This window comes from Gilliamella sp. B2887 (assembly GCF_026537015.1).
In the GTDB taxonomy this organism is placed as follows: Bacteria; Pseudomonadota; Gammaproteobacteria; order Enterobacterales; family Orbaceae; genus Gilliamella.
The window spans coordinates 47,415-71,504 of the sequence record NZ_JAFNMX010000013.1 but is presented as its reverse complement, the minus strand read 5'-3'; the positions used below and the strand labels follow the sequence as shown (position 1 = coordinate 71,504).

Below are 24,090 nucleotides of genomic sequence, written 5' to 3'. Positions count from 1 at the left end.
GTTAACAGATTTAATATCAATTAACTTAATCTAGTAACCTTTCCTTTTATCCTTTAAAATAATTTTACGAAAACTGATGAGGTATTTCCTATGCGTTGGAGAGATCAAAGAGAGAGTGATAATATTGAAGATCGCCGCTCACAATATGGAAGCAATTCAGGAATTCGGATCCCAATGAGTGGCAAAGGTCGAGTTGTTTTATTTATTGTGGTACTAGTCGCTGGTTATTATGGTGTTGATTTGACTGGATTACTTAATTCAGATCTAATTGAAACGGATAATTCCTCACTAAACTCAAATGAATATTCAATTAATGATGAGGATGCGGCTAAATTTACATCCGTCATTTTAGCAAGTACTGAAGATTACTGGCAACAAGCGTTTAATCGTTTAGGTAGAACATATACCCCTCCCAAATTAGTCTTATATACAGGTTCAACAAGCACATCGTGTGGCGTTGGTCAAACGTTTATGGGACCATTTTATTGTAGTGTTGATAAAACCGTGTATTTAGATATTTCATTTTACCAAGAGATGAAACGGCAACTTGGTGGTGGTGGTGACTTTGCACAAGGTTATGTCATAGCACATGAAATTGGTCATCATGTGCAAAATTTGCTCGGCGTATTCAATAAAATCGAACAATTAAAACAGGGGCAATCTGAAGTTTTTGTTAATCATTTATCGGTTAAATTAGAGCTACAGGCCGATTGCTTTGCCGGATTGTGGGGGCACGCAATGCAACAAAAAAATATTTTGGACGTTGGTGATATTGAACAAGCTTTAAAAACTGCTGAAGCTATTGGTGATGATCGCTTACAACGTCAAAGTAAGGGGTATGTTGTACCAGACAGTTTTACACATGGAAGCTCCAAGCAACGTTATACTTGGTTTAAACGAGGTTTCGATAGTGGTGATATCAATCAATGTAATACTTTTGCCGAATAAGGAAATAAAAAATGTTTCATAAAGTAATAAAACGCGTTTTGTTAATTAATGATGATGGTATTGATGCATCAGGCATTAAAATTTTAAAGGATGTGGCGAATAAAATTGCTCATGAAGTTTGGGTAGTCGCACCCGCGATTGATCAAAGTGGCGTATCTTGTTCAGTCAGTTTAAAAACACCATTTCGAGTGGCACAGCGTAATGAACGAGAATACGCGGTTTATGGTACCCCTGCTGATTGTTCGTTATTTGCTATTAAACATTTATTGGTCAATAATTTACCCGATTTGGTGTTATCAGGTATTAATAACGGTTCGAATGTGGGATTTGAAACAGTTTTATCTGGTACCGTTGGCGGTGCTATGATGGCAACAGTTTTAGGCATACCATCAATAGCCTTAAGCCAATACTCTACTGAAGATCACCAACCAACGGTCTGGGATTGTGCTACGCATCATGCTGAATCGGTCATTCGTAAACTGTTGTCGTTATCTATCCCGAAAAAGGTCTGTTTTAATGTTAATTTTCCTGCTTGCGATCCTCACCAAATTAGAGGATTAAAAATTACTAAGCAAGGTGAATGTGATGTAAGTCGTTTTGTGGTGGCACCGACTCAAGATCCTGAAGGTCATGATTATTATTGGTTTAGAGCCAAGCGTAATCAGCAGGTTTTTGATGATGATAATAAAGAGTTAGATGCTGCTAATAATCATTTTATCGCTATTACACCGCTTGGTTATGAAAGAACAGATTATGTTTTCTATGAAAAGTTGTTAGCTAAATTTGAGTGATAATGGTTGATTGTGAAGTCGTCTTCCAATATTTTGGAAGACGAATGAGTAAAGGTTAATCGGTTAGTGATTAACTATCTTTAGTTTTTTCATTTTTAACCAGTGCACAAAACAGTAATGATATTGCAACCATCACTAGCGCTATCCAATAGATAACTTCATGCCCATAGGCTTGAGAAACAAACCCCTGCAACATACCTGCCAGTATAACGCTAAAAATAATCCCATTATTAAAGAGTGTTGAGGCAACACCCATTCTGGTTGGCAACAGATCCTGAAAGTAGATAATGCCAATATTTGCTACAATTCCTATAAATACTGCGTTAAACAACTGTAGCGCCAATAAAGCAACTTTGCCAGTACAAAAAATCATACCAATATAAAAAATGAATCCACTTGTAATGGCAATAAAAAATAAATTTCGTTTGCCCAAATAAGGCACTAAAAATCCTGCAATGAGCATCACGGGGATTTCAATACCAGCAGCCAATCCCATTAAAATACCGGGTAAAGAGTCGGGAAGATGTAAAACGAGATCAACGTAGAGTGGCATGTCGATAATGTACATCATGTTAGCCGTCCACATAAATACCGTGGATAATAATAAACAAACCACATTCCAATTTTTCCAAAGTGGTACATTGGTCGCTTGTAAATCTGCTGCGCTGCTGAGTTGTGAGGTAGGATTTTTTTCGACCGATGGTAAGAATATCGCAACACATAACATCGCTATTATAAACATGGACATTGCAGTTAAATACATGACAGTAAAGCCAAACCCTAAAGCTAAACCGAATGATATTGGCGGACCAAATACCCATGCCAATGATAACTGAGCACGTATTAATGAGTTAAAAGCAACCACATTACGCCCTGATTTTACTGCATATTCACGTGCTAGAGCAAAAATTTGTGGCATGGCAGCCGATGATAATGCGGCAAAGAGAACACCTAGCGTGATCAATATAAAATAGTGACGCGTAAAAGCAAAAGTAACACTATTGGCAACGCCCATTAAACAGCAAAATATAACAATATAGCGCCTATCCCCTTTTTTGTCAGAATATTTTGCTAATAGAAAACTACCAACAATGCTTGCTAAAGCATTTATCGAGAAGAACAACCCGACTAAATGGGAATTGACATTCACTTCAAATGTTAAGAAACGACTTAATGTAGGGGATTGCAAAGCGCCTGCAATACCGACAATAAAGGTCGTAATTAGAAAGGCCAAAAAGACAATACTCTGTTTTTGACGAAAGGATGAAGCTTTAGACATAAACTTTCTCTATCATTTTATTTTGTACAATTATAAACATAAAAAAGAACGGTATACAGTGAAAGAAAGAAATAAAATGGATAACTTTGAGATTTAATTTTTAGCTTATCTTGTACTCAATATTTAAGATCTACCCCAGCAATGAAATAAAAAAAAGATTTCTTTTTATTTTTTTAGGCGTACAATCAAAATCATCCATAAGAAGAGGTAACGTTATGTTATATAATAACAATTATATACAACTCCATCATGAAAATCATGCCCATTGTCATAAGGATTGTCAAAATATTGCCCACAATCATAGACATGATAATCATCATTCCCATGATGCAAATGACAATCACGGTGCAAGCCATGGCTGTGAAAATGAAGGTTCAACGAAAAAAAATGAGATAGAAGATCCTCCGGAAGATCCTGAGCGGAAAAGCCAGAATGTTAAATTAACCTGGAAAATCAATGGTATGGATTGCGCTCATTGTGCAAGTAAAATCGAAAATGCTGTAAAAACACTACCAAATATTCATCAAACCAAAATTATTTTTTCTACTGAAAAGTTAATCGTTTTTGTTCCTAAGCATGATGAAACCGTAATAAAAACGATTGAAGACAAAGTGATAGAATTAGGTTATACCCCGATTTTTGAAACCACACCCAATCAGGCTCATCATCATGAGCATTCTCATAGTTTTGATAAAAAAGCCTTCCTACCATTAGGAATTTTAGGCTCTTTCATTGTGATAAGTTATCTTATTTTATTAGCGAATCACACAGCCGGGGAATATGCTTTTATCATTACTGCAATTGTCGGCTTAGTACCGATTTTGAAAGAAGCTTTAATATTAACGCGTAGTGGTACACCATTTGCCATTGAATCATTGATGAGTATATCAGCTTTAGGTGCGCTTTTCATTGGCGCTGCTGAAGAAGCCACCATGGTACTTTTTTTGTTTATGATAGGTGAAATGTTAGAAGGCTTTGCAACCAGTAAAGCTAAAAAAGGGATTTCATCACTTGCGCATTTAATGCCTCAAGAAACGGTGCTCATTATTGATGGTAAAAGAAAAACCGTTGCAAGTCATAGTTTGAAACCTGACGATATTATCGAAATTTCATCAGGAGGACGACTACCTGCTGACGTGATTTTAATGAGTGAACAGGCCAGCATTGATGAAAGTGCCTTAACAGGTGAATCCATTCCGGTCAATTATCTATCCGGGGATAAAATTTTGGCAGGATCGCTGGTTGTTGATAATACCATTAAACTTAAAGTCATTTCGCAATCTGGACAAAATGCCGTAGATCGCATTTTACAATTAATTGAAGATGCTGAAGAACGTAAAGCACCCATTGAGCGATTTATTGATAAATTTAGCCGCTACTATACCCCAGCTATCGCCGTGTTTGCATTGTTGGTGATTGTCATTCCTCCCCTACTACTTAATCAAGATTGGTATACTTGGGTATATCGAGGATTGACGTTATTATTAATTGGTTGTCCTTGTGCATTGGTAATTTCAACGCCGGCCGTCATCACATCTGCCCTATCCAATGCGGCCAAGCAAGGTGTATTAATTAAAGGTGGAGCGGCTTTGGAACATATTGGTTCAATCAAAATGGTGGCATTTGATAAGACTGGAACCCTAACCGAAGGCAAGCCAAAAGTCACCGATGTCATAGCTCAATCTGTTACCTCACAACAATTACTGACCCTTGCGGCGGCAATTGAAAGCGGTTCGCATCATCCTTTAGCAAAAGCCATCGTTGATTATGCAATCCAACATCAGATTGAAGTAAGTGAGGCGAGTGATCGTAAAGCCATTGCGGGAGTAGGGATTGAAGGCAATATCGATAATCAAACTTATTATATTGTTGCACCCAATAAAGTAACCGTGGTATCCGAACCATTAAATGATGAAGATGCGCAAAAAATCCATCAACTTGAAAGCACAGGTAAAACCGTAGTGGTGGTTGTGACACAACAGAACTTAGTAGGAATGATCGCCTTGCAAGATGTGTTACGTGCTGATTCCATGACTGCAATAAAAGCTCTTGATGATCTGGGTCTTAAAACCTTAATGCTTACTGGTGATAATCAACGTGCGGCAAAAGCCATTGCAAACGAATTGGGAATTGATTATCGTGCAGAGTTATTACCAGCAGACAAACTGATCGAAATTGAAAAAATTCGTAACATGACTTCCATTGCAATGGTTGGGGATGGCATCAACGATTCACCTGCAATGAAAGCGGCTACAGTGGGCATTGCTATGGGCAGCGGTACCGATGTAGCGTTAGAAGCAGCGGATGCCGCATTAACCAAAAATAGCTTGCTCAGTTTGCCTAATTTAATTTGTTTAACCCGCTTTGCTAACCGTAATATTAAGCAAAATATTACCCTTGCATTGGGTATCAAGTTAGTGTTTTTAATAACAAGTCTATTTGGTTATACTGGATTGTGGTTAGCGGTATTAGCCGATTCCGGAACAACCGCCATTGTGACAGCCAATGCTTTGCGAGTACTAGGTTTTAAAAGTAAAAAAAACAAAATTTAACTCGCTATTTAAAAACTATTCCATGTAATAAATGGAATAGTTTTTTATTGGTTAATCATCACCACGCAATGAGATTTCACCGCCAATATGTGCATAGATTTTTCCATCTTGTTCAAGCATTAAAGCACCTTGCTCATTAATACCTTTAGCAATACCACGGATAATATTATTACCAATAAGCAGCTTTACAGGTCGATTAGCAAAGTTATCTAATCGTTTCCAATCGTTTATAAAAAACGCTAGGCCTTGTTTTTCAAATTCAGATAATTTGATATTCAAGTTTTTGACAATGCACGCAACAAGTAAATTACGATCAACCTTTCCTAAATTCGCCCATTTTTGGTTTACAATATTAGGATCTGGATTATTCATCATTAAGTTGATGCCAATACCAATTACTGCATGTGCACAATCGCCAGTTTTACCTGCTAACTCAATTAATATACCAGCTAATTTTTGGTCGTTAAGATAAAGATCATTAGGCCATTTGACTTTGATATCTTGTCCGGATATCTCTCGTAAAGTATCGGCTATCACAATCCCGACAACTAAGCTCAATCCCATTGCAGCAGCTACGCCCTGCTCTAACTGCCAATACATAGAAAAATAAAGGTTAGAACCAAATGGTGAAAACCATTTACGCCCACGTCGACCGCGCGCTTTAGATTGAAATTCCGCTACACAACAATCACCCGAGTAAAGTTGCCCAATTTTATCAAGTAAATATTGATTGGTAGAATCAATAATAGGTAAAATCTCGCAACGACTGTCTGCTTGATAATAATGATCAATTTTAGTTTTTTTAAGTAAATCGATCGGTGCAGTTAAACAGTAACCCTTACCTTGTACCGATGTGAAATCAAGCCCCCATTCGCGCAACACTTTCATATTTTTATTGATTCCAGCGCGAGTTATTCCAAAACCCACTGCAAGTTCTTCCCCTGAATGAAATTCGCCGTCCGCTAAGATTTCAATTAATTTGAGTGCATTTTGGTGACTGCGCATTGATTCCTCTTTTTTTAACTAATAAAGCAATAAAATAAAGTGAGATTATAGCAAAACTGACAAATAAATAAGTATTATTCGTTTTATCCATAACATAAGCAATCGCTGCTGGAGCAATAAGACTACCTAGCGTGTTAGTTAATAACATGGCTTGATTCATCGCTACAATATCTTGCTTTCTTACACACGAACATGCCCATGCCATAGATATAGGATAAATGGTGTAAATTGTTGCTCCTAACAAGATAATGGCTAATGTATCAAACCAATTAAATATCAACAGTACACAAGCAAAAAGCATTAATATGGATTCAAACAATAATACAACTTGTCGACCAAATTTATCGGCACACCAATTAGCCGGCATTTGTGCTATCACTCCTGATAAAATAAGCAAAATCATCCAATTAGCAACTTGAGTGTCGTTATAGCCTAAATGAGAATAATAAGCGGGTAATAAAGAATAGAGCGATCCGATCAACATGCCAGCAATCACACACCCAATCAAACCAATGCGTGAAGGTTTATTCAAAATCATAGGAATGATGTTAAAACTGCTTTTTTTGCGTTTCGGTAATTTATAATGAGTCAGCAAAATGAATAATATTGCCAGACCCATTAATAAAGCAATCACTAGACCAAAATACAACACATTCTGCGGAAAATACTGTAATAGTGCTTGCCCTAACACCGTGCCTAAATAATAAGTGGTTAAATACACCGCTAGCATTTTTCCTCGAGTACGTACGGTTCCTGTTACTAAAATACAACTTTCAATCACCACCCAAGTTACTGCACAGGCAATACCAATAAAAAATCGCCATATTACCCAGCTATAAAAATCCATTGAAAAGCTTAAACCAATAGTCGCAATAGCAAAGATAATACAACTGTAGGTATAGGTATAACGAGCGTTAAATTTACCAATAAACCAATTAGCAAAAATGGTACCAAACAAGTTTCCAGCAAAGTAACTTGAACCGACTAAACCAATTTGCCCTAGTGAAAACTCATTACGCACTAACCATAACGGCACTTGGGTATTGAGTGCCGATAAAGCGATTGTCACAAATAATAAGCTTGTTAATAAAATAGGAAATGAATAAGAATGTTTCATCGTTTTTTACTATATTGTTGTTTAATTATAATTGTTACTTGATTATAAATTATTTTTTGCTACCTAAATGATGGACAATTTAAATTTATAACAGTGTTAGTTATAAAAAGTTATCTACATCAATTTCAGCTGTTTGGCCAATAAAACGAATTTCAGGCGAGAGACTAACCGAAAATTTTCGCAATACGGCATTTCGAACATAACGCGCTAACTCAACCACATCTTGAGCCGTTGCATTATTTTTATTGACTAATACTAGTGCTTGATTTTGATGCACTGCAGCACCACCTAATTGAAATCCTTTTAAACCACATTGATCAATAAGCCAACCCGCAGCGAGTTTGACTTGATTATCTGCTTGGGGATATATTGGCATGGTTGGGTAAATTTCAAGTAGTTTATCGGCAACTCTTTTGTCAACTACTGGATTTTTAAAAAAACTCCCCCCATTTCCTAGCACCTTAGGATCAGGCAGTTTGCTAAGACGGATTTCACAAACTTTATCAAAGATCATCTTAGGGGTAACATTTTTCGGATCAAAGTTACGTAATTCGCCATAGGTTAACACAGGCTGCCACTGTTTAGGTAATTTAATCCCGACATAAATCACCGCATACCCATCTGCATACTGCTGTTTAAAAATACTTTCACGATAACCATATTGACCATCCGTTACCGTAATGATTTTTCCAGTAGCAAGTTCTAATAATTGCACATAATCTGCCACTTTTTGAAACTCAACGCCATAAGCGCCAATATTTTGAATTGGTGCTGAACCTACACAACCTGGAATTAACGCTAAATTTTCAAGCCCCGCGATATTATTCGCAATAGTATGTAATACAAGTTGATGCCAAATTTCGCCCGCACCCACTTTTAAATTCCAGGCTTTTTCGGTTTCGGTAACAGTAATACCGTCAATTCGATTAACAATCACAATTCCTTGAAAATCACAAGTAAAAAGCGTATTACTACCTTCACCAAGCATCATAATTGGTAGATTCTGATGATTATTTTGCCAAACATGCATTAATTGTTCAACCGTAGTTACTGTTACCACTTTTTGAGCATAAACTTCAAGATTAAAGGTATTTGGGATTCTTTGTTTCATTCATTACAACCTTATCAGGGTGGAAATAGACAGCCAATAATAAATTGTTTTAGATGTTTTATTCGATATTACTGGGTAATTTATCACTTATGGCTGCATATATTATCACAGTGGTTAATCTTATATTATTAATTATTTAATCCCGAATCATTATAAGATTATTGGCAATCCAAAATATGTACATTTATTAATATTTTAATTACAAAAATGTGATAATGATCGACTTTGGTGGATCAATTAATCAAATAAACGGCTAAAGTCATGCTTAAATCTTTTTTGTTTTTTTAGATCATGTATTATAGATGCCTGAGTGATGTCTTTTAAAATTACAGTTAAACTGATTATTGTTTATAGATACATTTAGTGCAAATAATAGACGTTATCATCTAGATTTCATATCAAGGGTGTTATTACTTAAATGACTATTATAAAATAGACAGCTACATATGAAGACTTGTTCGAGTGACTGTTGTTCCTTAATTCGTACCCACGCATATAAGCTTATAGTAAAATGCCGGTATGAAGATAACTTGTAACAAGATACGTTTTTGATAAGTTCGAGGAAATTATGAAAAGAGTTTTTATTATGATCCTAGATTCGTTTGGGATTGGGAGTGCCAAAGATGCGCCAAAATTTGGTGATGAAGGCGCCGACACATTAGGTCATATTGCCGAACAATGCGCATTAGGAAAAGCAGAACAAGGACGCAGTGGCACACTTAAATTACCTAATTTAGGTAAATTAGGGTTAATTGAAGCCGCATATGAGTCAACGGGTCACTATCCAAAAGGCATGCAAACCGAAGGTGAAATTATTGGTGCTTATGGTTATGCTAGCGAAATTTCTTCGGGTAAAGATACACCCTCTGGACATTGGGAAATTGCTGGCGTTCCAGTATTGTTTGATTGGGGTTACTTTACCGATACAACCAATAGTTTTCCTCAAGATCTGTTAGATAAAATTGTCTCTCGCGCAAAACTTCCTGGTTACCTTGGCAATTGCCACTCATCGGGTACAGTTATTCTGGACGAGCTTGGTGCTGAACACATGGCGACCGGTAAGCCTATCTTCTATACATCCGCGGATTCAGTTTTCCAAATTGCTTGTCATGAAGAAACGTTTGGTTTAGACAAACTTTACGAAGTGTGCGAAATCGCACGTGATGAACTCAATAAAAGTGATTACAACATTGGTCGCGTTATTGCTAGACCTTTTGTTGGAAAAAAAGCAGGCGAATTTGTGAGAACTGGTAATCGCCATGATCTTGCGGTTGAGCCACCAGCACCAACCATGTTAAAGAAATTGGTTGACGAAAAACAAGGCAACGTTGTTTCGATTGGTAAAATCGCTGATATATATGCCCATGTTGGGATCACCAAAAAGGTTAAAGCAACAGGCATAGAAGCTTTATTTAATGCCTCATTAGAAGAAATTAAACAAGCCAAAGATAATACCATTGTTTTTACTAATTTTGTTGATTTTGATTCCTCTTATGGACACAGACGTGATGTAGCTGGTTATGCTGCTGCATTAGAATATTTTGATAGTCGCTTACCTGAAATGTTAGCGCTAATTGAACCAGGCGATCTTTTAATTATCAGTGCGGATCATGGTTGCGATCCAACTTGGGCAGGTACTGATCATACGCGCGAACATATCCCTGTTTTAGTGTATGGTGATAGTGTACCAGTAGGCTCATTAGGGCATCGTGAAACTTTTGCCGATATTGGACAAAGTGTCGCTGATTATTTTGATTTATCGGCAATGGAATATGGTAAATCTTTTATTAACAAGTAGCAAATGAAGTTAATGTAATCGTTTTTTGAAATAAAGATCAGGAGAATTAGATGTCTACCCCACATATTAACGCAGTTGATAATGCTTTTGCAGAAACAGTTTTGATGCCTGGCGATCCGTTACGTGCAAAATTTATCGCTGAAACATTTTTAGAGGATGCGCAAGAAGTAACAAATGTAAGAGCCATGTTAGGTTTTACTGGTTATTACAAAGGAAAAAAAGTTTCAATCATGGGGCATGGCATGGGCATTCCATCTTGTTCTATTTATGCAACTGAATTGGTTAAATTTTACGGTGTTAAAAACATTATTCGTATTGGCTCTTGTGGTGCCATTAGCCCTAATGTAAACCTTGGGGATGTGATAGTTGGGATGGGTGCTTGCACCGATTCAAAAGTTAATCGTTTACGTTTTAAAGATAGCGATTTTGCTGCAATTGCCGATTTTGATTTAACCTGTAATGCTGTTAATGCTGCTAAAAATTTAGGCGTAAACGTAAAAGTGGGTAATCTATTTTCCGCTGATCTTTTCTACAGTGTCGATCCTGAAATGTTCGATATCATGGAAAAATACAATATTCTAGGCGTAGAGATGGAAGCTGCTGGTATTTATGGTGTGGCAGCTGAATACGGCGCAAAAGCACTTGCTATCTGTACGGTGTCTGATCATATTCGTAAAGGTGATGCGATGACGCCAGAACAGCGTCAGCTTGGTTTTAAAGAGATGATAACCGTTGCGTTAGAATCTGTACTATTCAATCAATAATCATAAATGGCAGATTAACTGCCATTTTTTTTAACTAAATATTGATAGGTAAAGCACTATAAAAATGATAATAGTATTTACCTAAATTTAAATTTTTTTATTCGTAATTGTTAGGCAATAGATTATCAAATATGTCATTTAATAAGGAATCAAAATGAATATTAAGTTTAAACTTAAGATTATATTTTTCTTACAATTTTTTATCTGGGGGAGTTGGCTGATCACCTTAGGTTCTTACATGATGGAGACGTTACATTTTAATGGTATGACAGTAGGTTCAGTGTATGGCACAATGGGGATAGCGTCATTATTTATGCCGGGCTTACTAGGTGTTGTGGCAGATAGATGGATTCCAGCTAATCGTTTATTCATGCTTTGTCATTTAATTGGTGCAATTACGTTATTTATTGCAGCATCAGTCACATCACCATTTATGATGGTAGTAATAATTTTGATACATTGCCTTGCGTTTATGCCAACTATTGCAATTTCAAACTCCATCTCTTATTCTTGCTTAGAAGCACAAAATCTTGATGTAATTTCCCAATTTCCGAAAATAAGAATTTTTGGTACTATTGGCTTTATTGTCGCCATGTGGCTAGTAAGCTTCTTAAAATTTGGATTAAGTAACATGCAACTTTATATTGCTGCTGCTGGTTCAATTTTACTTAGCTTATATTCATTAACACTACCATTAATTACCATTACTAAAGACAACTCGAAAAGAAAATCTTTAGCTAGTTCTTTAGGGTTAGACGCATTTGTATTGTTCAAACAACCAAGAATTGCAATCTTTTTTGTCTTTGCCGTTTTTCTTGGTGGTATTTTGCAAATAACGAATACGTTTGGTAATCCGTTTTTACTTTCGTTTAAAAGCATTCCTGAATATGCCGATAGCTTAGTTGTGCAATACCCTTCAGTATTATTGTCTATTTCACAAATGTCTGAAGTAGTGTTTATTCTGTTTGTTCCATTTTTTATGAAACGACTTGGTATCAAATATGTCATGTTAATTAGTATGCTTGCTTGGGTAGCGCGTTTTGGTTTATTTGCTTACGGTGATCCGTCTCCAACAGGCTTTATATTACTGCTTTTATCTATGATAGTTTACGGATGTGCGTTTGATTTTTATAATATTTCTGGCTCAATGTATGTTGAAAAATCGGTCTCACCAAGTATCCGTAATAGTGCGCAAGGTCTATTTATGATCATGACCAATGGTTTCGGAGCTTATTTAGGTTCAACCATCAGTGGCATTGTTGTTGATCATTACACAATAAATGGCCTTATCGATTGGCGTACCATATGGCTCATTTTTGCTGGTTACTCTTTATTATTGGCAGTGGTGTTTATGATCATTTTTAAAAATGATGACTTAAATAAACCAACAGCTGCAAATAGTTAATTAATCATTTGTGACGTGTTAAATAAAACTCTTATAATCAAAGTGTTGGCAGCAACCACGGTTGTTGCCTTCTTGCAAAATATGTAATGCATTACAATGACTTTAATGCATCTTACTGCATAAAAACTGATTAAGTTACATAAAATGTATGGCAATGAGATGTCTGATCAAGGTAAAATAGTAAAGATTATGATTAACAAAGCTAAAGTTGTTATGCTTAGCTTTCCAATCAGTGTTTTTCATATCATTATTATTTATACTTAATTGGCAAAATAAACTAGATAAAATATTAAATGAATACACATACTGTTCCAAAAGTTATTTTACATGAGCATATTGAAGGTAGTATTACACCTTTTATGGCAAAACAGTTAGCCGAAAAAAATCGCATCGTTTTTCCTGAATCTTTATGTTATAAAGCAGGTCAATATGATGCAAACGAGTATAAAAATGGTCGATATTGCTATGATGAAACTGACTTTGTTCAATTCATTCAAACTTATGACACTGTTTCCAATTTTGTAAAAACGCCCGAAGATTATTATTTAATTACCTACGACTTCCTCAGTAGAAATGCCAAACAAGGATTAATATATTGCGAGCTTTTCATCTCTCCTTTTCATATCTGTACGACTAAAATTGAGGATGAAATTATTTGGGATCAAAAAAGATTTCAACAAACACTCAGTCAAATGGATAACGCCATTACGGATATACAAAAAAAGTATAATATGACTGTTAGGTATCATGTTATCGGTGTTAGGCATCTAGGTGCTAAAATCGTTTATGACACATTACGTTTTATTAAAGATAATCCTCACCAATTTATCACTGGATTTAATATTGCGGGAAATGAAAGTTTTGGTCATTTTGATGATTTTAAAGATGCGCATGAATTAGCAACTCAGCTGAAACTAAAAAAATCTTATCATGCAGGCGAAATTGAGTCTGCTGAAAGCATTATTCAAGCACTCAAACATGGGGCACAAAGAATTGGACATGGTATCCGCGCTATTGAGAACAATAACTTGATTCGTGAGTTGGTTGAGAAAAAAGTGACTTTAGAAATTGCTTTAACCAGCAATCGTATACTGGTTAATGAACTTCATGGCGATATTCGAAATCACCCTGTTCGCCAACTTTATGATTACGGTGTACGTATAACATTAAATACAGATGATGCCGGAATTTTTGGTACAGACATCGAAAAAGAGTATCACCTTGCCTCATCAATATTTGGTTTTTCAAGATTAGAATTATTGGATATTACTTTATGTGGTATTGATGCCGCTTTTGTTGAAGATTCAGTAAAAGAGCAATTAACTAACGATGTTTTGTCATGTTTTACATTAGATGACAAACAAACACTCCAAGCAGCAATCCATGACACAAATTATCATCCTGCAATTATAGAACGATTCATTAAATATCAAAAGTCACTACCAATAACGAGTTAGTGGATAACCATGTCAGAGAAATAGGAGATTTATATGAACAAAAACAAATTAACGTTATCCCTTTTAACCCTATTCATTTCTGGCACTCTTCAAGCCGCTACTGTTGATCTTAGAATAATTGAAACCACTGATTTACATGGCAACATGATGAATTATGATTATTTTAAAGATCAGCCTGTTGATACATTTGGATTAGTGAAAACAGCCAATCTTATCCATCAAACAAGAAGTGAAGTAAAAAATTGCGTCCTTGTTGATAATGGTGATCTGATTCAAGGTAGTCCAATGGCCGATTATGCCCTAAATAAAGGATTAAAAGATGGCGAGATTCATCCTGTTTATAAAGCAATGAATACGCTTAATTATGTTGTAGGCAATATTGGTAATCACGAATTCAATTTTGGCTTAGATTATTTACAAAAAAGCCTTTCAGGGGCTAAATTCCCCTATGTCAATGCCAATGTTTATGATGCAAAAACCGGCAAACCCTACTTTCAACAATATATTATTATTGATACCCCCGTTATTGATCGAGATGGCAATCAACATATTATTAAAATTGGTTATATTGGATTTGTTCCTCCGCAAATTATGCAATGGGATAAACTTAACTTAAATGGAAAAGTAGTAGTAAAAGATATCACTGAAACTGCAAAAAAATTAGTCCCTGAAATGAAAAAGCAAGGTGCTAACGTTATAATTGCTATTCCACACTCAGGTGTATCTTCTGAACCATATAAAGCGTTAGCGGAAAATTCTGTTTATTATTTGAGTCAAGTTGAGGGAATTAATGCAATTATGTTTGGTCATTCGCATGGTGTTTTCCCAAGTGACGATTTTAAATCTTTACCCAATACCGATATTAAAACAGGCAATATCAATCACGTCCCTTCCGTAATGCCAGGTCAATGGGGTAGCCATTTAGGTGTCGTTGATTTAGTGCTTGAAGGCGACAGCACTAATTGGCAAGTAACGTCGGGAAAATCAGAAGCTCGCCCTATTTATGATATAAAAAATAAAAAAGCATTAGTACAGGCTGATCAACAGATAACTGAAATTTTAAAACAAGATCATCAAGGTACTCGAGAATTTGTAGGCAAACCCATTGGCAAAGTTTCGAGCGATATCAACAGTTATCTTGCACTAGTAGAAGATACATCCGCATTACAAATTATCAGTGATGCACAAATAGACTATGTAAAACAGTTTATTCAAGGCGATCCAGATTTGGATGGATTACCCATTTTATCCGCCATTGCTCCATTTAAAGTGGGTGGTCGAAAGAACGATCCTGATGCATATGTTGATGTTAAAAAAGGCGATTTATCGTTTAGAAACGCTGCCGACATCTACCTTTATCCAAACATTTTAAGTGCGGTTAAAATTACTGGTAAAGATGTTAAACAATGGCTGGAATGCGCTGCTGGTGTATATAATCAAATAGATGTTAACTCTACTCAACCACAATATCTCATTAATTGGGATAAGTTTAGAACTTATAATTTTGATGCAATTGATGGCGTCAGTTATCAAATTGATGTGACAGCACCACCACGTTACGATGGCAATTGCCAGTTAATTAATCCAAAATCTGAAAGAATTAAAAATCTAACTTATCAGCAACAGCCTATTGATCCTAATCAAACATTTTTAATTGCGACCAATAATTATCGTGCTTACAGCGGTATCTTTCCGGGAACAGGCGAAAAAAATGTTAAGTTTAATTCACCTGACGATTTAAGGGTGATTTTATCTGCTTATATTACCAATACTACGAAAAAAGCGGGTATGGTGAATGTCAAGGTAGATAACAATTGGCGAATTGCACCAATTATGAGCGATAAACCATTGGATATTCGCTTTGAATCTTCGGCAACGGATGAGGCAAAAGCTTATATAGAAAAACATTCGCTTTATCCGATTAAATTTATTGAAAAAGATGCATTAGGCTTCGGTGTTTATCGACTTGATTTACAGTCATCAAACCCAAATACTAGAAATCATAAATAGTACCATTAAGACTCAAAGGATTATCGATATGAAAATTGAAAAGTTAATCGAACTTGCTAAATCTGCGCGCTCAAGAGCCTATGTGCCTTATTCTAAATTTCAGGTTGGCGCTGTGCTCATTACTGAAGATGACGAAGCAATTTTAGGCTGTAATGTCGAAAATGCGTCTTACGGATTAGCCAACTGTGCAGAACGCACCGCCATTTTTAAAGCCGTGTCAGAGGGCAAACGCAAATTTAAAAAATTAGTGGTTATTGGTGATACGGATGGTCCTATTTCACCTTGTGGTGCTTGTAGACAAGTCATCAGTGAATTTTGTGCTAAAGATATGCCAGTAATTTTGACCAATCTTCAAGGAAAAATCCAAGAGACAACCGTAGGTGAATTATTACCTTGGTCTTTTTCGCCAAATGATCTGGATTAGTTAGAATCAATTGCAAGTAAAATGGATAAAATTAGATATAAAAAGCCCCTTACCGTAGTTAAAACTTTTTTGACTATATTTTCATACATAAACGCAACTGAACGTTTATGTAATTTTTATATGATCAAGTTGATAAACTAATTTGATTTATTGTTTTAAGTGAGAGAGATAATGAGATTTGTAGATATTATTGAAAAAAAACGTGATGGCAATGCTTTAAGCACAGAAGAAATTCAATTTTTTATCACTAACTACACCAATGGCACCATTCCAGATTATCAAGTTAGTGCATTATTAATGGCCATTTATTATCAAGGTATGACATCAAAAGAGTGTGCAGATTTAACCAGTGCCATGATGCATTCAGGTGATACGGTTGATTTATCTTCAATCAACGGCATTAAAGTTGATAAACATTCAACTGGAGGTGTAGGTGATACCACAACTTTAGTACTTGCTCCACTCGTTGCAGCATTGGATATTCCCGTTGCAAAAATGTCAGGGCGTGGCCTTGGCCATACTGGCGGAACAAATGACAAATTCGAATCCATTCCAGGATTTAAAATTGAATTAGCTAAACAAGACTTTATCAATCAAGTCAATCAAAAAGGTGTCGCGGTAATCGGACAGTCAGGAAATCTAACTCCAGCAGACAAAAAACTGTACTCTCTTCGAGATGTGACAGCTACGGTTAATTCAATTCCATTGATTGCAAGCTCAATTATGAGTAAAAAATTAGCCGCAGGTGCAGATGCTATTGTGCTAGATGTGAAAACTGGTGACGGTGCGCTAATGAAAAACATGGCGGATTCCGAAAAATTAGCTCAAGAAATGGTCAACATTGGCAATCAAATTGGTCGTAGAACTATGGCGATTATTTCAGACATGTCTCAACCACTTGGTTATGCAATTGGTAATGCATTAGAAGTTAAAGAAGCTATTGACACTTTAAAAGGACATGGTCCTGCTGACTTAACTGAATTGGTGTTAACACTTGGCAGTCAAATGGTCGTATTAGCAAATAAAGCCAAAACACTTGATGAAGCACGGGAAAAACTGCAAGAGGTCATCAAAAATGGCAAAGCTGTAGAAAAATTTAAAACCTTAATCGAAGCTCAAGGTGGAGACAGTTCTGTAGTTGACCATCCGGAAAAATTAGCCAGTGCGCCATATCAAATTGCCCTCCCTGCACTTAAATCAGGTTACGTTTCAAAAATTATTGCTGATCAAATAGGGATTGCAGCGATGCAACTTGGCGCAGGTCGAGCAACAAAAGAAGATATTATCGATCCAGCTGTTGGAATTATGTTACATAAAAAAGTAGGTGATAAAGTTGCCGAAGGTGAAGCATTGCTCACTATACATGCGAATACCGATAAAATTGATGCAATCAAACAAAAACTCTATGATAACATTACTATTAGTGATAATGCGATAGAACCGCAATTGATTTATAAAGTCATTACGGAATAATTATAACGCCAAAGGAGTTAGGAGGCACCATGTATCATTTACAATTATATAAAAAACTGTCACTGATTGCCATTTTAGGGTTATTTTCTGTTCATGCTTTGGCTGATCAATCAACCGATCAAACTTGGCAAAAAGACAAGCCTTACCGATTTACAATTTTACATACCAACGATCACCATGGTCGTTTTTGGCAAAATGATATTGGTGAATATGGACTTGCCGCTCAAAAAACAGTTGTAGATCAAATCCGCAAAGAAGTTGCAGCAAAAGGTGGTAAATTACTGTTACTGTCTGGTGGTGATATTAATACTGGTGTCCCTGAATCTGATGTGCAGCACGCGAAACCCGATTTTATTGGTATGAACGAAATTGGGTATGATGCTATGGCGGTGGGCAATCATGAATTTGATCATCCACTGCCAATCATTCGTGAACAACAAAAATGGGCTCAATTCCCATTTTTATCGGCCAATACTTACTTTAAAAACAGCGATAATCGTGTTTTTGATGCCTATAAAATGTTTAACTTAAATGGTATTAAAGTAGCCGTATTTGGATTGACTACAGACGATACCATCTTTTTAGCTTCTCCTAAAAATATTGACGGTATTGAATTTCGTAAAACCTTACCCGAAGCACAAAAAGTCATTGCTCAAATCAAGAAAACTGAACACCCTGATATGATTATTGCTGTCACTCATATGGGACATTATGAAAATGGTGAACACGGTTCAATGGCCCCTGGCGATGTTGAATTAGCTCGAGGACTGCCAACTGGCGAATTAGATATGATTGTTGGGGGACATTCACAAAACCCAGTTTGTATGGCAAGTCCTAACAAACGAATTACCGAGTACGTACCGGGTACACCTTGTGCACCTGATCAACAAAATGGCACTTGGATTGTTCAAGCCCATGAATGGGGAAAATACGTTGGTCGTGCCGATTTTATCTTTTTAAACGGTAAAATTACTCTAGAAAATTACCAATTAATTCCAATCAATCTAAAAAAAGAAGTGGATAACGGTAATGGAACCAAGCGTCTTGAATATTACACTAGTGAAATCCAACAGAACCAAAATTTGTTGGAAACCCTAAAACCTTATCAAGAACAAGGTAAACAGCAATTATTAGTAAAAACTGGTGCATTATCAGGGCGGCTTGAAGGCGATCGTGATGTAGTTAGATTCCAACAAAGTAATATGGGTCAATTCTTACTCAGTGCTTTTGTTGAAAAAACGAAAGCTGATGTTGGCATTATGTCGGGGGGAATGATTCGTGATTCACTAATTGAAGGTGATATTACTTATCGCGATATTCTCAAGGTTGAACCTTTTGGTAACAGCGTAGTCTATTTTGAATTAACTGGAAGCGAATTAATCGATTACCTTAACGTTGCGCTTAGCAAAAAACAGGGTTCAGGCGGTTATGCTCATTTAAAAAATATTACGTTAACTAAAGTGGGCAACAATATTGAAGATGTAAAAATTAATCATCAACCATTGGATCTGAAAAAAACGTATCGCATTGCGACTCTTGACTTTCTAGCTGCAGGAGGCGATGGCTACCCAATAACCAATACTTCACCCTCTTATGTGGATACCGGTTATCGAGACGCCGATGCAATAAAACAATATTTTGAGTCACATTCCCCCATCAAGGCAAAAGATTATGAGCCTTTAAATGTTATTTTAGAAAAATAATCTTATGGTTTTATGGATTAAAATTATTAAGATAGACAATAAACAGCACTGATAACGATGATATTCAGTGCTTATCATTACGTAATTAGTCATAGAGATTTAATGTTGCTCTCAGCATATAGGTAATACAGAGGTATTTATGAACATGACCGAATTTCAACAAAACTGTTATAATATTGTGACCGATCCTAATTTGTCACCGAAACAAAAATCTAACCTACTTGCCTTAGCTGCTGAAAATCATTTACCTTATGTTAATTTGGATAAAGATACCAAGAAAGCTTTAGATGAACGTGTGATTTGTGACATGTTCGAAGGTCATGCACCTTATAAACCTCGTTATGTATTGCCTGATTATGCAAAATTTCTTCAGCAAGGATCGGAATACTTAGAACTCGAGCCGGCAAAAACGTTTGATGATGCATTAACTATGCTAACTATTGCTTATCATCATGTTCCATCGGTGACAGGTATGCCTGTTTATTTAGGATGTTTAGATCAAATCTTATTACCTTATGTCGGTAATCTTAGCGAAGAAGATCTTTATCAACGCCTAAGACATTTTTGGATAATGCTTGATCGCAATTTACCTGATGCGTTTATGCATGCCAATATTGGACCAACTGACAATGTTATCTGCCGTACTATTTTACGCGTTGATAGAGAACTTAAACAAGTCGCCCCTAATTTAACTTTTATTTATGATGAAAATATTACTCCGGAATCATTGCTATCCGTTGCCATAGAAAATATCTGTGAAACGGCTAAACCACATATCGCCAACAATAAGATGATCAAAAAAGATTTTGATGATAAAGGTTATGGAGTGGTGAGTTGTTACAACTCTTTACCTCTTGCAGGTGGTGGCAGTACTTTATCTCGAATTAATCTGAAAGAGGTGGCATTACGCAGTAAAAATATTGACGATTTTCTAGAAAATACCTTGCCTTATTATTGCTTTTTACAATTAAATTTAATCAAAGCAAGATCGGAATTTCTTTATGCGAAATCGAATTTCTTTACAAATAGCTTTTTAGTCAAAGAAGGATTAATTGACGCGACACGATTTGCACCTATGTTTGGTATCTATGCCATGGCTGAGGCGGTGAATATTCTACAAGAGAAATCTAACCTAGCTGGTCGATATGGTGTGGATGAAGAAGCTACTGAACTGGCTACCACCATTTCTAAACAATTAGCCGACTTTATACATCGTCATCCAATTAAGTATGCCTGGCAAGGCAAAGCGATGTTGCATGCCCAATCAGGCATTAGTACTGATAGAGGAGCAACACCTGGTTTACGCATCCCGTATGGTCATGAACCAGATCCAGTTACCCATATTATGGCACTGTTCAAACATCATCAATATTATACATCGGGTATCAGCGATATTTTAACGATTGATAAGACCATTAAAAGTAATCCATCAGCCCTACTTCAAATCTGTAAAGCCGCATTTGAGTTTGGTTTTAGAGAATTTACGGCTAACATCAGTGGTAACGATTTAGTGCGTGTGACAGGCTATATGGTTAGACTTTCGGATATTGCTAAATATAAAAAAGAAGGCTCTCGCACTAACACAACATTCCTAGGTAGTGAAGCAGCCGAAGATACCATAAATAATAGTTATCTATGCCGTACTCCACGAGTCATCAGTCATGAACAAGCCATGGGCAATCGTTAATAAACTGTTACCTTTTTCTTGTGTAGATGGTCCGGGAAACCGTTTAGTCATCTTTTTACAAGGATGTAATTTCAAGTGTTTAAATTGCCACAATCCTTATACTATTTCACGGTGTAAGGATTGTGGTGAATGTGTTGCTACTTGTCCTCATCAGGCGTTAACATTTATCAATAACAAAGTTATTTGGCAAAGCTCAACTTGCCAACAATGTGATACTTGTATAAACACTTGTAACCACCATTCAACACCGATGACTTACCGATACAGTATTGAAGATATTTTAAAACTCATACGCAAATATTTGCCTTTTTTAAATGGTATAACCCTCAGTGGTGGTGAGGCAACACTGCAATTAGCCTTTATTGAAAAACTGTTTAGTGCAATTAAAGGCGCTCAGGATTTAAAACACCTAAGCTGTTTTATTGACAGTAATGGATATTTACCTCAATTGGGCTGGCAAAAAATAGCCAAAGTAATGGATGGCGCAATGATTGATCTTAAAGCATGGGATAATCAAGTACATGAAGCATTAACTGGCAAGGGTAATTTAAGAGTTAAAAAATCAATTGAATATCTTGCAAAAATAAATAAATTATATGAAGTCCGATTTCTAATCATTCCTAAGCATACCGATTTACAGGATAAGGCCGAACACATAGCTCATTTTTTAAAGCAATTGGATGAAAATATAAAAATTAGAATCAATGCATTTCATCATCATGGGGTACAGGGTATAGCGAAAAACTGGCAATCGGCCACTCAAGATCAAATCGAATTGTTTGCCAAGCAATTAAAAAATCACGGTTTATATAATATTACTCTTCCTAGCGTATATTTATAACTGCTATGCTTATAAACGTAAAATAATGAATGATATTTTACACATCATTAAGCCCAAAGAGTTATTACTAAAGATCCATTAAATAATCAATACATTAAATGATTACTCATGGCTTATTTAGCCTAAAAATTCTTATTAACGTTTCAAAATATTCACTTTTCGATTTGATCAATTAAAAATTCAATTAGATTAATATTTTGTACACATTGTGTAAGCAACATCCGGCTCTACAATAACGTTTCCTTCTACAATACCAACACTGTAGTATTTATAATTACCTAATACATCTTTCATAGAAGATACTTCATTTGTAAAGTAGAATTCATAATAGATAAAGTTTTTTAAATTGAGTACACCAGACAACATATCTCGACCTATAATATCTAAAGGTGCATAAAAATAGGTTTTACCCCATTCCGCAGTTAATCCCTCACCAATTGCTCTTCTGTATCCATTGCCTTTTACATAATAGTTATCGTTCGTTGTAGGAATGTAAGCTAAAGGAGAATTTGTTATCTCAGCTCGTGTTGGCAATCTATCATTATTTTTTTTACATAATTTATTTGAGTCTTGCCAATTACCAATCGGGTTATTTAAGAAATATAACCAATGTTTGATAGAAAAAGTGTAATAAAACTGGGCTAACGTTCGATTATTCGTAACTAATATCACAAATTTATCACCTTGATCGGGAACATTGTCAGTAAATTTAAATTCACTTTTAGAATCAGAGTTTGAAGCACGAAAAGTATTAACTAATGAATTATTAGGATTTTTTACCAATGTGTAACTATAGTCTGATATTGGATTTACAGGTACAATTCTGAAACGAGCCTCTGGAAAAGCATAGGTTGGAAAGTAATTACCATTTTGATCTTTTGCTGTAGCTATAAAGCCTTTATGAATAGTAAATTGATCACTGTTATAAGGAGGATCCACACTTATTGTATCCGCACCATAAGGTGCATAGTTATCCCCTTCGTTCCATCCATTATTTGTAATCAAGGCGAGTACACCGGGTCTAATGTAACAGATACCATCATCAGCACTCACTTGAAATGTTTTAGACACTTCTTTTGGTTGTGAAGTGTCAGGATCACCGTACTGAGTTTTAGCAATAAATTGAATGGTCAATTTTACCGAAAGATTTGCCTTAACGGTAGACGAATTACACACATCACTACCGAGTGGTGCAGTGGAATCAGAAGGAATGATGTTATCGTTTTGATCGCGCCATTCTGCATTAATCGATTGAATGATGAAACTATCGACATTAGCAATTTTATCACCATCCACATCATAAATATCACTATCATTTAAACTTGAAGTATCAATACCAAATGAATAAAGGCTAGGTGAAGTATTATAGGCAACAGAAATCTTATTTGCCGTACCAGGAGAAATAATCGCAGGATCTAGACCATCAATTTTTAATTTAAACTGAATTCCATTTAATACTTTTTCATCAGCGGTCTGACGTATTTCGGGTGCATTTCCAATGATTTTATTTACGGTCTGGGCAGAAAGAATAGCGGACGATTCATTAACCCAACTAAACAGCATCATAAAGAAAAAAGTAATACGTTTTAACAGTCTGGGAAAAATAAAGTTTCTATACAAACGAATAGAAGGATTCATTACTTTTTCTTTACTCATAAATTTCCTCATAAATTTTAATAAATTGATGAATTCAAAATTTATAGAATGAAAAACTCAGTTTTAATT

At 35.8% G+C, this 24,090-nt stretch carries 18 protein-coding genes; 13 read left to right on the top strand and 5 right to left on the bottom strand.

All coding sequences use genetic code 11. From position 1 onward, the window contains the following. Window positions 1–90 precede the first annotated feature (90 nt). Both J3U13_RS10160 and surE read left to right on the top strand, forming a co-directional pair. Window positions 91–948: a neutral zinc metallopeptidase gene (locus J3U13_RS10160; RefSeq protein ID WP_267341887.1), complete on the top strand. Its 858-nt coding sequence runs from the start codon at window positions 91–93 to the stop codon at window positions 946–948. An 11-nt stretch (window positions 949–959) separates the two neighbouring features. Beyond that, the gene (gene surE, locus J3U13_RS10155) at window positions 960–1,739 is read left to right on the top strand and encodes a 5'/3'-nucleotidase SurE (RefSeq protein ID WP_267341886.1); all 780 of its coding nucleotides are present in this window, start codon (window positions 960–962) and stop codon (window positions 1,737–1,739) included. A 70-nt stretch (window positions 1,740–1,809) separates the two neighbouring features. On the opposite strand, the gene J3U13_RS10150 is transcribed toward surE, so the two are convergent. Then, window positions 1,810–3,018: an MFS transporter gene (locus J3U13_RS10150; RefSeq protein WP_267341884.1), complete on the bottom strand. Its 1,209-nt coding sequence runs from the start codon at window positions 3,016–3,018 to the stop codon at window positions 1,810–1,812. Between the two features lie 215 nt (window positions 3,019–3,233). Between J3U13_RS10150 and J3U13_RS10145 the strand changes: the two genes are divergently transcribed. Continuing rightward, the gene (locus J3U13_RS10145) at window positions 3,234–5,570 is read left to right on the top strand and encodes a zinc/cadmium/mercury/lead-transporting ATPase (protein WP_267341883.1); all 2,337 of its coding nucleotides are present in this window, start codon (window positions 3,234–3,236) and stop codon (window positions 5,568–5,570) included. 51 nt (window positions 5,571–5,621) lie between these two features. Here J3U13_RS10145 and birA read toward each other — a convergent pair whose 3' ends face one another. From birA to murB, 3 genes are all read right to left on the bottom strand, one after another. Beyond that, on the bottom strand, window positions 5,622–6,575 hold the full coding sequence (gene birA / locus J3U13_RS10140) for a bifunctional biotin--[acetyl-CoA-carboxylase] ligase/biotin operon repressor BirA (RefSeq protein ID WP_267341881.1): 954 nt from the start codon (window positions 6,573–6,575) through the stop codon (window positions 5,622–5,624). Continuing rightward, entirely contained in the window at window positions 6,541–7,692 is a 1,152-nt protein-coding gene (locus J3U13_RS10135) for an MFS transporter (RefSeq protein ID WP_267341880.1), read from the bottom strand. The genes birA and J3U13_RS10135 overlap by 35 nt, the downstream gene beginning before the upstream one ends. Before the next feature lie 100 nt (window positions 7,693–7,792). Beyond that, the gene (gene murB / locus J3U13_RS10130; protein ID WP_267341879.1) at window positions 7,793–8,803 is read right to left on the bottom strand and encodes a UDP-N-acetylmuramate dehydrogenase; all 1,011 of its coding nucleotides are present in this window, start codon (window positions 8,801–8,803) and stop codon (window positions 7,793–7,795) included. Window positions 8,804–9,371: 568 nt separating this feature from the next. Between murB and J3U13_RS10125 the strand changes: the two genes are divergently transcribed. The 10 genes from J3U13_RS10125 (at window position 9,372) to J3U13_RS10080 (ending at window position 22,365) form a co-directional block, all read left to right on the top strand. Further along, window positions 9,372–10,601 (top strand): phosphopentomutase, encoded by a 1,230-nt coding sequence (locus J3U13_RS10125; protein WP_267341878.1) that lies wholly within the window; start codon window positions 9,372–9,374, stop codon window positions 10,599–10,601. A gap of 50 nt (window positions 10,602–10,651) precedes the next feature. Continuing rightward, entirely contained in the window at window positions 10,652–11,365 is a 714-nt protein-coding gene (gene deoD, locus J3U13_RS10120) for a purine-nucleoside phosphorylase (protein ID WP_267341877.1), read from the top strand. A 154-nt stretch (window positions 11,366–11,519) separates the two neighbouring features. Beyond that, complete coding sequence (locus J3U13_RS10115) at window positions 11,520–12,770, top strand: nucleoside permease (RefSeq protein WP_267341876.1); 1,251 nt, start codon at window positions 11,520–11,522, stop codon at window positions 12,768–12,770. Between the two features lie 293 nt (window positions 12,771–13,063). Beyond that, window positions 13,064–14,227, top strand: a complete 1,164-nt coding sequence (gene add / locus J3U13_RS10110; protein ID WP_267341875.1) for an adenosine deaminase — start codon at window positions 13,064–13,066, stop codon at window positions 14,225–14,227. A 33-nt stretch (window positions 14,228–14,260) separates the two neighbouring features. Then, entirely contained in the window at window positions 14,261–16,237 is a 1,977-nt protein-coding gene (locus J3U13_RS10105; protein WP_267341874.1) for a bifunctional 2',3'-cyclic-nucleotide 2'-phosphodiesterase/3'-nucleotidase, read from the top strand. A gap of 4 nt (window positions 16,238–16,241) precedes the next feature. Further along, window positions 16,242–16,661, top strand: a complete 420-nt coding sequence (locus tag J3U13_RS10100) for a cytidine deaminase (RefSeq protein WP_416380215.1) — start codon at window positions 16,242–16,244, stop codon at window positions 16,659–16,661. 171 nt (window positions 16,662–16,832) lie between these two features. Beyond that, window positions 16,833–18,134, top strand: a complete 1,302-nt coding sequence (locus tag J3U13_RS10095; RefSeq protein WP_267341870.1) for a pyrimidine-nucleoside phosphorylase — start codon at window positions 16,833–16,835, stop codon at window positions 18,132–18,134. A 29-nt stretch (window positions 18,135–18,163) separates the two neighbouring features. Beyond that, window positions 18,164–19,837, top strand: a complete 1,674-nt coding sequence (ushA, locus tag J3U13_RS10090) for a bifunctional UDP-sugar hydrolase/5'-nucleotidase UshA (protein ID WP_267341868.1) — start codon at window positions 18,164–18,166, stop codon at window positions 19,835–19,837. Between the two features lie 139 nt (window positions 19,838–19,976). Then, window positions 19,977–21,524, top strand: coding sequence for a YjjI family glycine radical enzyme (locus J3U13_RS10085; RefSeq protein ID WP_267341866.1), 1,548 nt, complete (start codon window positions 19,977–19,979; stop codon window positions 21,522–21,524). Then, complete coding sequence (locus tag J3U13_RS10080; protein ID WP_267341864.1) at window positions 21,499–22,365, top strand: YjjW family glycine radical enzyme activase; 867 nt, start codon at window positions 21,499–21,501, stop codon at window positions 22,363–22,365. The genes J3U13_RS10085 and J3U13_RS10080 overlap by 26 nt, the downstream gene beginning before the upstream one ends. 189 nt (window positions 22,366–22,554) lie before the next feature. Here the strand turns inward: J3U13_RS10080 and J3U13_RS10075 are convergent, their stop codons facing one another. Next, on the bottom strand, window positions 22,555–24,021 hold the full coding sequence (locus J3U13_RS10075) for a hypothetical protein (protein WP_267341863.1): 1,467 nt from the start codon (window positions 24,019–24,021) through the stop codon (window positions 22,555–22,557). Window positions 24,022–24,090: the final 69 nt, after the last annotated feature.